We start from the raw sequence: 13,991 nt of genomic DNA, 5'->3' as shown, positions 1-13,991 counted from the left end.
GCCCATCGTCGGGGGAAGGAACACCGTGGCCGAGCAGAACAAGAAGGTCGCCGCCGAACAGCAGACGCCGGCAGCAGATGCCGTCGGCGAACCGCCGGCAGGATGGGTGCCGACCGCCGCAGCGAAGCAGAAGGCGACGACCTTCCGCTGGATCGCCGCAGCGCTGTGGGCGCTCGCGATCATCGGCGAGGCTGTCTCGATCTTCTGGCTGCTCCGCCAGCGCGAGTTCGTCGGCGAGGACGGCACGCTCGTGCGCGACCCCGAAACCGGGCTGCTCCAGGAACAGGGTGTGACCGCGACGTTCCCGCAGTGGGCGTTCATCGCGCTGCTGGTCGCGCTCGTCGTGATCGCCGCCCTCGCGATCACCGGATCGGTGCTCTGGAAGAAGGCGAACCGCCTGGACCCCGCCCGCAAGTCCGACACCGTGCGCTTCTTCGTGCAGAACCAGCTCGGCGCCATCATCGCGATCGTGGCGTTCCTGCCGCTCATCATCCTGATCTTCCTGAACAAGGACATGAGCAAGGGCCAGAAGACGACGGCCGGCATCATCGGCATCGCCCTCGCCGCCCTCGCGACGATCATCGGCGTCGACTTCAACCCGCCGTCCGTCGAGCAGTACACCGCTGACCAGTCCGCCGTGATCCAGCTCCTCGGCAAGGACGAGGTCGTGTGGGTCGACGGCGGGGCCGTCTATCACGTGTGCGACGAGGTCTCGGCGATCCAGACCGGCAGCGAGATCCGCACCGGCACGACGGCGGAGGCGATCGAGGCCGGCAAGATCCGCCTGACGCTGCAGTTCACCTCGGAGCTCAACGCCTGCGGCCTGGCCGTGCCGGAGAACACCGAGGAGATCACCGAGGCGCTCCGCGCGATCCAGGCCGGACAGGTCGACACGGTCCTGCCCGCTCCGGTGTGGGCGAACCCCGCCGACGCGCCGATCGAGGTCGCGGAGGCGCCTGCGGAGTGACCGCGGTCTGCGCTACTCGGCGCGGATCGCCTCGACCAGCCGCTCCTCCGCCGAGGAGAGGTGGTGCCTGAGCACCTCGACCGCTCGCTCCCCCGCACCGGCGGCGACGGCCTCGAGGATCTCGGCGTGCTGCGCCGCGATCACCGCTGCGTCGAGCAGTCGCCTGCCCTGCACCTGCGCCATGCACAGCCGTGCCTCGTCGAGCACGCTGCGATACATCCTGCCGGTGCGATCGCTGTCGAGCGCGTCGATCAGTGCGGTGTGGAATCGCAGATCGGGGTCGACGGTGCCGGTATCGGGGCCTGGTGGCATCGCCAGGAGCTCGGCGTTCGCATCGACCGCGGCCCGCGGCACCGATCGCGCTGCTGCGAGTTCGCGCAACGCAGCACTCTCCAGGCGCGCCCGAGTGCGATACACGTCGCGCACCGCATCCGGATCGATCTCGCCGACGCGGGCGCTGCGGTGCGCCGTGCGCACGAGGAGCCCTGAGGCGACGAGCTGCTCGATCGCGGCCTTCGCGCTCGGCCTGGCAACGCCGTAGGTCTGGGAGACCGCGGCCTCGGTCAGCGGTGCCCCGGCGCGGATCTCGCCGCTGAGGATACGGGTTCGCAGCTGCGCGGTGACGGCATCCACCACACCCACGATGCCGAGCGCGGCATCCGAAGTCGTCGTCATGCCGCCAGCCTATCGATCACGTTCGATCTCGGTACACTTGTCTGACAATCCGTTGCGCCATCTCTGGAGGATGCTGTGCCCACCACCCTCGCCGACCCGCTCGATGCCGCTCTCCTCGGCGAGGCGACGCAGGTCCACACGCGCTCGATCGATCGATTCGCCCGAGCGCACGACGCCTCGCACTACCTGCTGATCCCGGATGCCGTGCTCTCGCCGGCGGACGCCGAGGGCGTCGCCCGCGCATTCACAGCGGTCCGCGCGGCCGGTCGCACCATGACGTTCCGCTCCGGCGGGACGAGTCTGTCGGGACAGAGCGTGAGCGGCGACATCCTGGTCGACACCCGCAGCCACTTCCGCGATATCGCCGTCGAGAACGGCGGCGCGAGCGTCCGAGTCGGACCGGGCGCGACCGTCCGCCAGGTCAACACCAGGCTCATCCGCCACGGCCGGAAGCTCGGCCCCGACCCGGCGAGCGAGATCGCCTGCACGATCGGCGGCGTCGTGGCGAACAATTCCAGCGGCATGGCCTGCGGCATCACCGAGAACTCGTACCAGACCATCGAGTCGATGCTGATCGTGCTGCCGAGCGGCACGATCCTCGACACCGCCCACCCGGAGGCGAACGCTGTGCTGCGCACCGCCGAGCCGGAACTCGCCGATGGCCTGCTCGCACTCCGCGCGCGTCTGCTCGCCGACGAGGAGCACGTCGCCTTCCTGCGGCAGCAGTTCTCGATGAAGAACACGATGGGCTACGGACTCAACGCCCTGCTCGACTTCGACGATCCGGTGCGCATCGTCGAGCACCTCATCATCGGTTCGGAGGGCACGCTCGCCTTCGTCGCCGAAGCACGATTCCGAACGATCGAGGTGCGTCCGTCGATCGCCACCGGACTGCTCGTGTTCGAGACGCTCTCCGACGCGATGGGCGCACTCCCCGCGCTCACCGGACTCGGCCTGGCGACGATCGAGCTGCTCGACGCGGCCTCGCTGCGGGTCGCGCAGGGGCTCAGCGACGTCCCGGTGACGATCGCCGAGATCGAGGTCGTCGATCACGCGGCGCTGCTGGTCGAGGTGCATGCCCGGAACGAAGACTCCCTGGCCGACGCACGCGCGATCGCGCAGGCGCATTTCGACGCGCTCCCGCTCGCGGTCGCACCGCGTCTCACGACGGACGCGGCCGAGCGTGCAGCGCTCTGGCACGTGCGGAAGGGGCTGTACACGGCGGTCGCCGGCGCGCGCCCGTCCGGCACCACGGCACTCCTCGAGGACATCGTCGTGCCGGTCGACCGCCTGCTCGTCACGTGCGAGCGCCTGATCGAGCTGTTCACCGAACACGGGTATGAGGGCTCCGTGATCTTCGGGCATGCCAAGGACGGGAACGTCCACTTCCTGCTGAACGAGCGCTTCGACGACCCCGAGAGCGTCGCCAGGTACCGGCGCTTCACCGACGACCTGGTCGAGCTCGTACTCGGCCAGCACGGCTCGCTCAAGGCCGAGCACGGCACCGGACGCATCATGGCGCCGTTCGTGCGTCGGCAGTACGGCGATGCGCTCACCGACATGATGTGGGAGATCAAACGACTGTTCGATCCCGGTCTCATCCTCAACCCCGGTGTCGTGCTGTCCGACGATCCGGACTCGTATCTCAAAGACCTGAAGCGCGTGCCGACCGTCGAGTCCGAGGTCGACCGCTGCGTGGAGTGCGGGTACTGCGAGCCGACCTGTCCGAGCAAGAGCATCACGCTCACGCCACGGCAGCGCATCGTGATCCGCCGCGACATGGCCTGGGCCGAAGAGCAGGGCGACACCGAGCTGCTGGCGGAGCTGAGATCCGACTACGACTACGAGGGCGTGCAGACGTGCGCGGTCGACGGCATGTGCGGCGTGGCCTGTCCCGTCGACATCAACACGGGCGACCTGGTGCGCCGACTGCGCGCCGAGGAGTCGTCCAAGCTCGAGGATGCGGTGTGGGATGCCGCGGCGAAGGGCTGGGGTGCGGTGACCCGCGTCGGCGGGACCGCGCTGACCTTCGCCGCCGCGATGCCCGCACCCCTCGTGCAGGGTGTCACACAGCTCGGTCGCGCCGTCCTCGGCGCCGACACCGTCCCGCTCTATGACGGCGGACTCCCCCGCGGCGGCACCAAGGCTCCGGCGGCGCAGAACCCCGCCGATGCCCGAGCCGTGTTCTTCGGCGCGTGCATCGGCACGATGTTCGGAGCTGAGGGCCATGGCGAGGGCTCGCGAGACGCGGTGCGCGCGCTGCTCGACCGCGCCGGGATCGCCGTCGTGATCCCCGAGGACACCGGCGGGATGTGCTGTGGCACCCCATGGAAGTCGAAGGGCCACCTCGCCGGGTACGACCGGATGACGCAGCGGGTGCTCTCCTCCCTCTGGGCGGCCAGCCGGCACGGCGAGCTCCCGGTCGTCTGCGACGCGGCATCGTGCACCGAGGGACTGCACACCATGCTCGCGAAATCCGTCGCCGAGTACCCCGAGTACGCCGCGCTCGTGATCGAGGACGCGACCACCTACATCGCCAGGGAGGTGCTCCCGCGCGTGACCGTGTCGGCCAAGCTCGGCAGCGTGGCCGTGCATCCGACTTGCTCCACGACCGCGCTGGGCGCGACCGGCGCGCTCACCGAGATCGCCGCAGCCGTGGCATCCGATGTCTTCGTGCCGGACGGCTGGGGATGCTGCGCCTTCGCCGGCGACCGGGGCATGCTGCACCCAGAGCTCACCGCCAGCGCGACCGAGGTCGAATCGGCCGAGGTCCGCGCAGCGGAGGCCGACCGCGGCGGCTTCGACGCGTTCGTCTCGGCGAACCGCACCTGCGAGATCGGCATGACCCGCGCGACCGGCCAGCCCTATCGCCACGTGGTCGAGGTGCTCGAGGAGCTCACGCGCGGCTGAGCTGGGGCCGGACGACGAAAGAACGGGCGCCCCACTCGGGACGCCCGTTCTTTCGTGGATCAGATCAGCAGATCAGCGTGCAGCCGAACCGTCGACGTAGTCCTCGTCCTGCTGCTTCCATGCGAAGAGCGAACGCAGCTCCTTGCCGGTGACCTCGATCGGGTGCTGCTCTTCCTTGGCGCGCAGCGCCAGGAACTCCTCGGCACCGTTGTCCTGGTCGTCGATGAAGCGCTTGGCGAAGGCACCGGACTGGATGTCTGCGAGGACGCCCTGCATGCTCTCCTTGACGCGAGCGTCGATGACGCGGGGACCGGAGACGTAGTCGCCGAACTCGGCGGTGTCGGAGATCGACCAGCGCTGCTTGGCGATGCCGCCCTCCCACATCAGGTCGACGATGAGCTTCAGTTCGTGCAGCACCTCGAAGTAGGCGATCTGCGGCTGGTAGCCCGCCTCGGTGAGGGTCTCGAAGCCGGCCTGCACGAGGTGGCTGACGCCACCGCAGAGCACTGCCTGCTCGCCGAAGAGGTCGGTCTCCGTCTCCTCGGTGAACGTGGTCTTGATGACGCCGGCACGGGTGCCGCCGATGGCCTTCGCGTACGAGAGCGCGAGGTCCCAGGCCTTGCCGGAAGCGTCCTGCTCGACCGCGATGATGTCCGGGATGCCGCGACCTGCGACGAACTCGCGACGAACCGTGTGACCGGGAGCCTTCGGGGCGACCAGGATCACGTCGACACCCTCGGGAGCGTCGATGTAGCCGAAGCGGATGTTGAAGCCGTGTGCGAACGCGAGGGTCTTGCCCGCGGTCAGGTTCGGGGCGATGGACTCGCTGTAGATGATGCGCTGGTGCTGGTCCGGCGCGAGGATCATGATGACGTCGGCCCACTCGGTGGCCTCGGCGACGGTCTTCACGGGGAAGCCGGCTTCTTCGGCCTTCGGAGCGGACTTGGAGCCCTCCTTGAGCGCGATGGCGACCTCGACGCCCGAGTCGCGCAGGTTCTGCGCGTGGGCGTGACCCTGCGATCCGTACCCGACGATCGCGACCTTCTTGCCCTGGATCAGGGACAGGTCGGCGTCTGCGTCGTAGAAGATCTCGGTGCTCACAGTGTGTTTCTCCTTGTTCGTGGTTTTGTCGGGGACCGTCGACACGCTCAGGACCCCAGGGAAGTTGGTGTCAGCCGCGCAGGACGCGCTCGGTGATGCTCTTGCCGCCGCGGCCGATGGCGAGCAGCCCCGACTGGGCGATCTCCTTGATGCCGAAGGGCTCGAGCGCACGCAGCAGGGCGTCGATCTTGCCCTTGTCGCCGGTCACCTCGATGACCAGTGCGTCCGAGGCGTAGTCCACGACGGAGGCGCGGAACAGATTGGCGACCTCGATCACGTTCGAGCGCGTCGAATTGTCGGTGCGCACCTTCACGAGCATGTGCTCGCGCTGCACCGACGTCGGGAAGTCGAGCTCGACGATCTTGATGACGTTGATCAGCTTGTTGAGCTGCTTCGTCACCTGCTCGAGGGGCAGATCCTCGACGTCGACGACGACCGTGATGCGCGAGATGCCGGGCACCTCGGTCACGCCGACTGCGAGGGAGTCGATGTTGAAGCCGCGACGGGCGAACAGCCCGGCGACGCGGGTGAGCAGTCCTGGAGTGTTCTCCACCAGCAGACTCAGCACGTGGGTCGACATGTCTCAGGCCTCCTCATCGAACGTCGGCGCGTGGTCACGCGCGTACTGGACGTAGCTGTTGCTCACGCCCTGGGGAACCATCGGCCACACCATGGAGTCGGCGCTCACGACGAAGTCGATCACGACAGGGCGGTCGTTGGTGTCGAGGGCGAGCTGGATGGCTGCATCCACCTCGTCCTCCTTCTCCACTCGGATCGCGAGGCAGCCGTACGCCTCGGCGAGCTTCACGAAGTCCGGGATGCGGACGGTGCCATGACCCGTGTTCAGGTCGGTGTTCGAGTGGCGTCCGTCGTAGAACAGCGTCTGCCACTGGCGCACCATGCCCAACGAGGAGTTGTTGATGATCGCGACCTTGATCGGGATGTTGTTGATCGCGCAGGTCGCGAGCTCCTGGTTGGTCATCTGGAAGCAGCCGTCGCCGTCGATCGCCCAGACCGCGCGGTCGGGCTCTGCGACCTTGGCGCCCATGGCTGCCGGCACCGAGTAGCCCATCGTGCCGGCTCCACCCGAGTTGAGCCACGCGTTCGGACGCTCGTACTTGATGAACTGCGCGGCCCACATCTGGTGCTGGCCGACACCGGAGGCGAAGACGCCCTCAGGACCGGTGAGCTCGCCGATGCGCTTGATCACGTACTGCGGCGCGAGCAGACCGTCGCTGGACGGCGCGTAGCCGAGAGGGAACTCGGCGCGCAGACCGTTGAGGTACGACCACCACTCCTCGGTGTCCGGCGTCGCATCGCCGATCGCGGTGCGGAACGCTGCCTCGAGGTCGACCAGCACGTCGCGCACATCGCCCACGATCGGGACGTCTGCGGTGCGGATCTTCGAGATCTCGGCCGGGTCGATGTCGACGTGCACGACCTTGGCGTTCGGCGCGAACAGGCTCGCCTTGCCGGTGACGCGGTCGTCGAACCGTGCGCCGAGCGAGATGAGCAGGTCGGACTCCTGCAGCGCGAGCACAGCGGGCACCGTGCCGTGCATGCCGGGCATGCCGAGGTGCTGCTCGTGCGAGTCGGGGAACGCCCCTCGTGCCATCAGCGTCGTCACCACTGGTGCACCGGTCGCCTCGGCGAGCTGGAGCAGCTCCTTCGACGCACGGCCGCGGATCACGCCACCGCCGACGTACAGCACCGGCTTCTTCGCGGCGGCGAGCAGCGCGGCTGCGGCCTGGATCTGCTTGCCATGCGCCTTGGTCACCGGACGGTAGCCGGGGAGGTCGATCTTCGGCGGCCAGACGAACGGCGCCGAGTTCTGCTGCGCGTCCTTCGTGATGTCCACGAGCACAGGACCGGGGCGACCCGTCGAGGCGATCTCGTACGCGGCGGCGATCGCGGCGGGGATGTCGGCGGCATCCTTCACGAGGAAGGAGTGCTTCGTGATCGGCATCGTGATGCCGACGATGTCGGCCTCCTGGAATGCGTCGGTCCCCATCAGCGTGGAGAAGACCTGGCCGGTGATGGCCAGCAGCGGCACCGAGTCCATGTAGGCGTCCGCGATCGCGGTGACGAGGTTCGTGGCACCGGGACCGGAGGTCGCGATGGCGACGCCGACCTTGCCCGATGCTGCTGCATAGCCCTCGGCGGCGTGCCCGGCGCCCTGCTCGTGACGCACCAGGATGTGGCGCAGCTGGTTGTCGCCCATCAGGGTGTCGTAGAGCGGGAGCACGGCACCGCCGGGAAGGCCGAACACGTCGGTCACCCCGAGGAGCTCGAGGGAGCGGACGACGGCCTCTGCGCCGGTGAGCTCAGGAGCGGTGGATTGGCGGGACGGCGGCCGCGGCACGGCCGACGCGGATTCAGCGGTCATGAGGTTCCTTCATCGTGATCTGTGGCGACGTCTGGCCGAGTGCGGAACTCGGTCCTGCATCTGTCGAAGGGTGTCAGCCTGTGGTCGCTCCCTCGGCGGCTGACCGCACGAGGCGCGAGTACTTGGCAAGAACGCCACGGGTATAGCGCGGGGGAAGCGGCTCCCAGCCAGAACGGCGGGAGGCGAGCTCCGCCTCGTCGACGAGTAGGTCGAGAGAGCGAGCTGCGATATCGACCCGTATCAGATCACCATCGCGCACGAAGGCGATTGGACCTGCGTCCACCGCTTCGGGTGCTATGTGGCCGATGCACAGGCCGGTTGTGCCGCCTGAGAATCGTCCGTCCGTCAAGAGTAGTACATCTTTTCCGAGTCCAGCGCCCTTGATGGCCGCGGTGATCGCGAGCATCTCGCGCATGCCGGGTCCGCCCTTGGGGCCCTCGTAGCGGATGACGACGACATCTCCCGCCTTGACCTCGCCGTTCGCCAGCGCGTCCATCGCACCGCGCTCGCGCTCGAAGACTCGGGCAGGGCCCTCGAACACGTCGGCGTCGAAGCCGGCGGACTTCACGACCGCGCCCTCTGGCGCGAACGATCCGTGCAGGATCGTGATGCCGCCGGAGGCGTGGATCGGGTTGTCGAAGGTGTGGATCACGTCGCCGTCGACCGGAGCGGGGTTCAGCTCGCGGAGGTTCTCCGCGACGGTCTTGCCGGTGACGGTGAGCGCGTCGCCGTGCAGCAGCCCCTCGTCGAGCATCGCCTTCATGAGCACCGGGATGCCGCCGTGGCGATCGACGTCGTTCATGACGTACTTGCCGAAGGGCTTCATGTCGGCGACATGGGGCGTCTTGCTGCCGATGCGGTTGAAGTCGTGCAGGTCGAGGTCGATCTCGGCTTCACGGGCGATCGCGAGGAGGTGGAGCACGACGTTGGTCGAACCGCCGAGCGCCATGGCGATGGCGATCGCGTTCTCGAAGGACTCCTTCGTCAGGATGTCCTTGGTGGTGATCCCCTGGCGGAGCAGGTTCACGACGGCCTCGCCGGAGCGGTGCGCGAAGTAGTCGCGACGGCGGTCGGCCGAGGGCGGTGCGGCGGATCCGGGAAGGCTGAGGCCGAGTGCCTCGGCGACGGAGGCCATGGTGTTGGCGGTGTACATGCCGCCGCATGCTCCCTCGCCCGGTGCGAAGGCGCACTCGATGCGCTTGAGGTCCTCTTCCGTCATCCGGCCGGCGCGGCACGCGCCGACGCCCTCGAAGGAGTCGATGATCGTGATCTCCTTCTCGGTGCCGTCCGAGAGCTTGACCCAGCCGGGCGCGATCGAGCCGGCGTAGAGGAAGACGCTCGAGAGGCCGAGACGCGCGCTGGCCATGAGCATGCCGGGGATCGATTTGTCGCACCCGGCGAGCAGCACTGTGCCGTCCAGGCGCTCAGCCATGATCACGGTCTCGACCGAGTCGGCGATGACCTCGCGCGACACGAGCGAGAAGTGCATGCCCTCGTGGCCCATCGAGATGCCGTCGGAGACGGAGATGGTGCCGAACTGCAGCGGGTACCCGCCGCCGGAGTGCACACCCTCCTTCGCACCCTGTGCCAGGCGGTCCAGGCTCAGGTTGCAGGGGGTGATCTCGTTCCAGCTGGACGCGATCCCGATCTGGGGCTTCTCCCAGTCGGCGTCGCCCATTCCGACGGCTCGGAGCATGCCGCGGGAGGTCGTGGCTTCGATCCCGTCGGTGACGACGCGACTGCGCGGCTTGATGTCGATGGACGCGGTGGCGGCTGCTTCGTGCGGGGACATGCAGGAAGTCTATTCCTGCGCCGCGGCCCGCTCGTCCGCGAGCGTCTCCAGAAGCTGTGCCATCTGTTGTGGGTTCTCCACACGCAGGGCGGCGTGGCTCTCCCCCGGGCCGACACGGACCCCGAGATCGCCGGCCCCGAGCACCCGGATGCCGTCCTCATCGGTCACGTCGTCGCCGGCGAACAGGATGCCGGTCGCGTCGAACTTCTCGCGCAGCGCCGCCATCGCGGTGTCCTTGCCCTCGGTGCGCGAGGAGAACTCGAGCACGCGGTGGCCGGCGCGTCGGCGCCAGTGCGGGAACCGCTCGGCGACCAGTGCATCGATCTCGGCGAAGACCTGTTCCTCGACGTCGCGCTCGGCGCGGCGGGTGTGCACGCCCATGCCGAAGGTCTTCGGCTCGAACTCGGCGCCCTCGTATCGCTCGATGATCGGACGAGCGGCGTCCCAGAGCGCCTCGCGGGCGCCCTCCGCCGTGGCCTCGCCCGTGGCATCCGCCTCGCCCTCGCCGGGGAACCAGTACTGCGCCCCGTGGGAGCCTGCGAGCACGATCACGGAGTCGTCGTCATGCTCGGTGATGATGCGGAGATCGTGCAGGCTGCGGCCCGAGACGTACGCGACGACCGTGTTCGGCAGCGCTGCGAGCCGGGCGACCTGTGTCGCGACCTCCGGCAGCGCACGCGCGGCCATCGGGTCGGGAACGAGGGGGGATGCCGTGCCGTCGAAGTCGAGTGCGACGACCAGTCGCTCAGTGCGGGCGATGGCCTGCAGGTCGTCGTCGGTCTCACCGGGGGTCCACTGGCGCGTCACAGGGTCTCCATTCTCAGGGGGTCGTCTCCAGTATGGCCGTGCGTTGACGGCCATCGAATTCAGTGCGGGTGCACCTCGTCGAGCGCGGCGAGGAACGACGAGGACCAGGCGTTCACATCGTTGTCGAGCACTCGTCGTCGCAGCGAGCGCATGCGCTTGGACTGCTCGGCCGGCGGCATCTCGACCGCGGTCATGATCGCCTCCTTGACGCCCTCGATATCGTGCGGGTTCACCCGCACGGCCTGACGCAGCTCATCGGCAGCGCCGGTGAACTCGCTGAGCACCAGCACGCCGCGGTTGTCGGCTCGGGTGGCGACATACTCCTTCGCCACGAGGTTCATGCCGTCACGGAGCGCGGTGACGAGCATCACGTCGGCGGCGAGGTAGAGCGCCACCATCTCCTCACGCGGATAGCCCTGGTGCAGGTAGCGGATCGCCGTGTGCCCCATGGTGTCGGTGTCGCCGTTGATGCGGCTCACAGCCAGCTCGATCTCATCGCGCAGGTGCACGTAGGCGTCGACGCGCTCGCGGCTGGGGCTCGCGACCTGCACGAGCGTCACGTTCTCGACCTTCAGGCGCCCCTCGGCGAGCAGCTCGCCGTATGCCTTGATGCGGTGGCGGATGCCCTTGGTGTAGTCGAGCCTGTCGACGCCGAGCAGGATGCGATCCGGGTTGCCGAGGCTCTCGCGGATCTCGATCGCGCGCGCCTTGATGTCCTCGCGCTCCGCGAGCTCGAGATACGGCGCGGTGTCGATCGAGATCGGGAAGGCCTTCGCGAGCGCCGTCCGTGTGCCGCCCTGGTCGTCGGGCACCGCGACGTGCGAGCCCTTGACCTCGTAGCGCAGTCGACGTTTTACCGCCGTGAGGAAGTAGGTCGCGTCCTGGACGCGCTGGAACCCGATCACGTCGGCACCCAGCAGCCCGCGCAGCACCTGGTCGCGCCACGGCAGCTGCGCGTAGAGCCCGTGTGCCGGGAACGGGATGTGGTGGAAGTAGCCGATCGTGACGTCAGGGCGCAGCTCGCGCACCATCTGCGGCACCAGCTGCAGCTGATAGTCGTGCACCCAGACCGTGCCGTTCTCGCCGACGGCGGCGACCGCGGCCTCGGCGAAGCGGCGGTTCACCGTGACATACGCGTCCCACCACTCCCGGTGGAACTGCGGCGGCGCGATCACATCGTGGTACAGCGGCCAGATCGTGTCGTTGGCGAAGCCCTCGTAGTACTCGGCGACCTCGTCGGCGGTCAGCGCGACCGGGATGAGATCGATCCCGTCGTGCTCGAACGGCGCGATCTCGAGGTCTGCCTGGCCTGCCCAGCCGACCCAGGCGCCGTGCACGCGGCGCATCATCGGCTCGAGTGCTGCGACCAGCCCGCCAGGCGACACCCGCCACTGCTCTTCGCCGTCCGGACCTTCGACTCTGTCGACCGGAAGTCGGTTGGCGACCACCACGAATTCTGCAGCGACCAAGAGGACTCCTTACACCCGGGGGTTCGCCCCGGGCTGTCGAGGATCATTCCTGACACCGGGGGTTCACCCCAGGCTATCGAGGTTGCCGACCGGCGGTGGCCAGTCAGGCCGTGACGGTGTGCCGACGACGACGCGGGTTGCTCAGGACCCAGTTCACGACACCGGCGCCGAATGCGACGGCAGCAGCGAACATCGGCAGCACGAGCGCCGCCGAGGTGCCGACGTTCTCGGAGATCTCGCCGGCGACGGCCGCCCCGATGGATTGCCCGACCACGATCCCGGATCCGAGCATCGTCATGACGGTCGCCGAACGCCCGAGCGGGCTGAGCGCGGCGCCGAAGCTGTACTGCGTGACGAGCGTCGGGCCGATGCCGATGCCCATGATGGCCAGGGCGAGCATCATCATCGCCGGCGAATCGACGAGACCGAGGAGCAGTGAGCCGCTGAGCAGGATGCCGGAGAAGACCAGCCAGCGCGCCCGCAGCGAGAACGCCGGCGGCAGCCAGGCGACACCGAGCGCGAGGACCGCTGAGCCGACACCCATGACGCCGTAGAGGAGGCCGGCCTGCTCGGCAACACCCCGGTCCGCCATGAACGAGGTCAGCGAGGTGAGCATGGTGCCGAAGAACATGCCGACGCCGAGGATTCCGAGGATCACCACGAGCAGCTGCGGACGGAACAGCTCGGAGACCGAGGAGAGCGCCTTGCCGTCCTCTCCCCTGTCCTTGGAGACGTGACGGCCGCTCGGATGCAGCGCGAAGGCGCCGACGAACACCACCGTGAGCACGGCTGCGCCGACGAGCGGCGCCCACGGCGCGATCGCCGAGGCGAGGATGCCGACGATGAACGGACCGAACACGAAGACCGTCTCGTCCGCTGCGGATTCGTAGGCCATGGTTCCGGAGACGGTCTTCGCTCGCCGCTCCTCCGGCATCCGATCGCGGATGATCGTGACCAGACGAGAACGCGACAGCGGCGCGACCTGCGGCGCCGTCGCGCCGATGCCGACAGCGGCGAGCAGCACGAAGGCGTCGGCCGCCGATCCGTAGACGACGACCGTGAACAGCACCAGCATCGACCCGTTCGCCACGGCGAGGATGCTCAGCACCAGGCGCTGGCCGAAGCGGTCGGCCGCGGCGCCGAGCAGGGGTCCGAAGCAGGCCGTGCCGAGTCCGACGGCAGCGGAGGTGAGCCCGCCGAGCGACAGGGAGCCTCTCGCGGAGACGACGACGGTCAGGACGCCGACGACCATCATGGCGAACGGCAGCCGCGCGATGAACGCGATCAGGAAGTAGGGGAATCCGGCGATGCGGAAGAGACTCGGCTGCGCCGAGGTGTTCGTGTGTGTCATGGCTCTCGCGCGCCCGCAGACGCGGTCTCGGGTGCCGCCGCTGTCCGCCGGAATGCCGACGGCCGGTAGATACACGGTGTGCGGCCGCGGACGAGCCGCGACTCTCCCATGGTAGCGCCTGGCGCTCCCGAGCGCCTGGGAATCGCGTCACCATCCGCGATGCGCGGCCAGTTGTCAAGCCTCGGGACACCCCGGGCTGCTGACAGGTAGCGTAGGGGCATGCGCTACCTCTTCAGCACCGGACTCATCGCCGCGATCTCTGCCGGGATCTCGCTGCTGCGTGGCACCCGTCAGGAGCCCATCACCTGGCGCGCCGCGCTCTCCTGGGTGAGCTGGGGCATCACGATGGCGCTCGCTGTCGGCGCCGTTGTCGACATGAATCGCGAACGCCGGGGCGTGCTCGTCGACGCCGACTCACCGCAGTCGGTGAAGAAGTCGAAGAAGGCGCAGCGTCTGCAGTTCCGCTCGCAGAAGGCGCTGGCGGACGCCCAGGGGCACGCGTCGGACAAGCGCTCCTGAGCTCGCGTACCCCG

11 protein-coding genes are annotated in these 13,991 nt (G+C 68.6%); 3 read left to right on the top strand and 8 right to left on the bottom strand.

Annotated elements, in window-relative coordinates; all coding sequences use genetic code 11:
• Positions 1 to 25 precede the first annotated feature (25 nt).
• The gene (locus tag V7Z82_RS02200) at positions 26 to 967 is read left to right on the top strand and encodes a hypothetical protein (RefSeq protein ID WP_334147532.1); all 942 of its coding nucleotides are present in this window, start codon (positions 26 to 28) and stop codon (positions 965 to 967) included.
• 12 nt (positions 968 to 979) lie between these two features.
• On the opposite strand, the gene V7Z82_RS02195 is transcribed toward V7Z82_RS02200, so the two are convergent.
• Entirely contained in the window at positions 980 to 1,642 is a 663-nt protein-coding gene (locus V7Z82_RS02195) for a GntR family transcriptional regulator (RefSeq protein WP_334147530.1), read from the bottom strand.
• 75 nt (positions 1,643 to 1,717) lie between these two features.
• Between V7Z82_RS02195 and V7Z82_RS02190 the strand changes: the two genes are divergently transcribed.
• The gene (locus V7Z82_RS02190; protein WP_334147528.1) at positions 1,718 to 4,552 is read left to right on the top strand and encodes an FAD-binding and (Fe-S)-binding domain-containing protein; all 2,835 of its coding nucleotides are present in this window, start codon (positions 1,718 to 1,720) and stop codon (positions 4,550 to 4,552) included.
• Positions 4,553 to 4,624: 72 nt separating this feature from the next.
• Here V7Z82_RS02190 and ilvC read toward each other — a convergent pair whose 3' ends face one another.
• From ilvC to V7Z82_RS02155, 7 genes are all read right to left on the bottom strand, one after another.
• Positions 4,625 to 5,653, bottom strand: coding sequence for a ketol-acid reductoisomerase (gene ilvC / locus V7Z82_RS02185; RefSeq protein WP_045280448.1), 1,029 nt, complete (start codon positions 5,651 to 5,653; stop codon positions 4,625 to 4,627).
• A 70-nt stretch (positions 5,654 to 5,723) separates the two neighbouring features.
• Positions 5,724 to 6,233 (bottom strand): acetolactate synthase small subunit, encoded by a 510-nt coding sequence (gene ilvN, locus V7Z82_RS02180; RefSeq protein ID WP_045280449.1) that lies wholly within the window; start codon positions 6,231 to 6,233, stop codon positions 5,724 to 5,726.
• Positions 6,234 to 6,236: 3 nt separating this feature from the next.
• Positions 6,237 to 8,039 (bottom strand): acetolactate synthase large subunit, encoded by a 1,803-nt coding sequence (locus V7Z82_RS02175; RefSeq protein ID WP_334147524.1) that lies wholly within the window; start codon positions 8,037 to 8,039, stop codon positions 6,237 to 6,239.
• Between the two features lie 73 nt (positions 8,040 to 8,112).
• A complete protein-coding gene (gene ilvD, locus V7Z82_RS02170) occupies positions 8,113 to 9,831 on the bottom strand; it encodes a dihydroxy-acid dehydratase (protein WP_334147522.1) in 1,719 nt (572 codons plus the stop codon).
• A gap of 9 nt (positions 9,832 to 9,840) precedes the next feature.
• On the bottom strand, positions 9,841 to 10,638 hold the full coding sequence (gene otsB / locus V7Z82_RS02165; RefSeq protein ID WP_334147520.1) for a trehalose-phosphatase: 798 nt from the start codon (positions 10,636 to 10,638) through the stop codon (positions 9,841 to 9,843).
• A gap of 59 nt (positions 10,639 to 10,697) precedes the next feature.
• A complete protein-coding gene (locus tag V7Z82_RS02160; RefSeq protein ID WP_334147518.1) occupies positions 10,698 to 12,107 on the bottom strand; it encodes an alpha,alpha-trehalose-phosphate synthase (UDP-forming) in 1,410 nt (469 codons plus the stop codon).
• A 103-nt stretch (positions 12,108 to 12,210) separates the two neighbouring features.
• Positions 12,211 to 13,458, bottom strand: a complete 1,248-nt coding sequence (locus tag V7Z82_RS02155) for an MFS transporter (RefSeq protein ID WP_334147516.1) — start codon at positions 13,456 to 13,458, stop codon at positions 12,211 to 12,213.
• A 219-nt stretch (positions 13,459 to 13,677) separates the two neighbouring features.
• Here V7Z82_RS02155 and V7Z82_RS02150 point away from each other — a divergent pair, with 219 nt between their 5' ends.
• Positions 13,678 to 13,977 (top strand): hypothetical protein, encoded by a 300-nt coding sequence (locus tag V7Z82_RS02150; protein WP_334147513.1) that lies wholly within the window; start codon positions 13,678 to 13,680, stop codon positions 13,975 to 13,977.
• Positions 13,978 to 13,991 lie beyond the last annotated feature (14 nt).

The sequence above is a fragment of the Microbacterium sp. genome (assembly GCF_036823965.1).
In the GTDB taxonomy this organism is placed as follows: domain Bacteria; phylum Actinomycetota; class Actinomycetes; order Actinomycetales; family Microbacteriaceae; genus Microbacterium.
The sequence above is the reverse complement of the archived record's forward strand: the minus strand, read 5'-3'. Positions and strand labels throughout refer to the sequence as shown.

Bases quoted from the DNA above. Each gene is read 5' to 3' on its own strand.
- V7Z82_RS02195 (WP_334147530.1), bottom strand. From the start codon at position 1,642: ATGACGACGACTTCGGATGCCGCGCTCGGCATCGTGGGTGTGGTGGAT.
- ilvN (WP_045280449.1), bottom strand. From the start codon at position 6,233: ATGTCGACCCACGTGCTGAGTCTGCTGGTGGAGAACACTCCAGGACTG.
- V7Z82_RS02175 (WP_334147524.1), bottom strand. From the start codon at position 8,039: ATGACCGCTGAATCCGCGTCGGCCGTGCCGCGGCCGCCGTCCCGCCAA.
- ilvD (WP_334147522.1), bottom strand. From the start codon at position 9,831: ATGTCCCCGCACGAAGCAGCCGCCACCGCGTCCATCGACATCAAGCCG.
- V7Z82_RS02155 (WP_334147516.1), bottom strand. From the start codon at position 13,458: ATGACACACACGAACACCTCGGCGCAGCCGAGTCTCTTCCGCATCGCC.
- V7Z82_RS02150 (WP_334147513.1), top strand. From the start codon at position 13,678: ATGCGCTACCTCTTCAGCACCGGACTCATCGCCGCGATCTCTGCCGGG.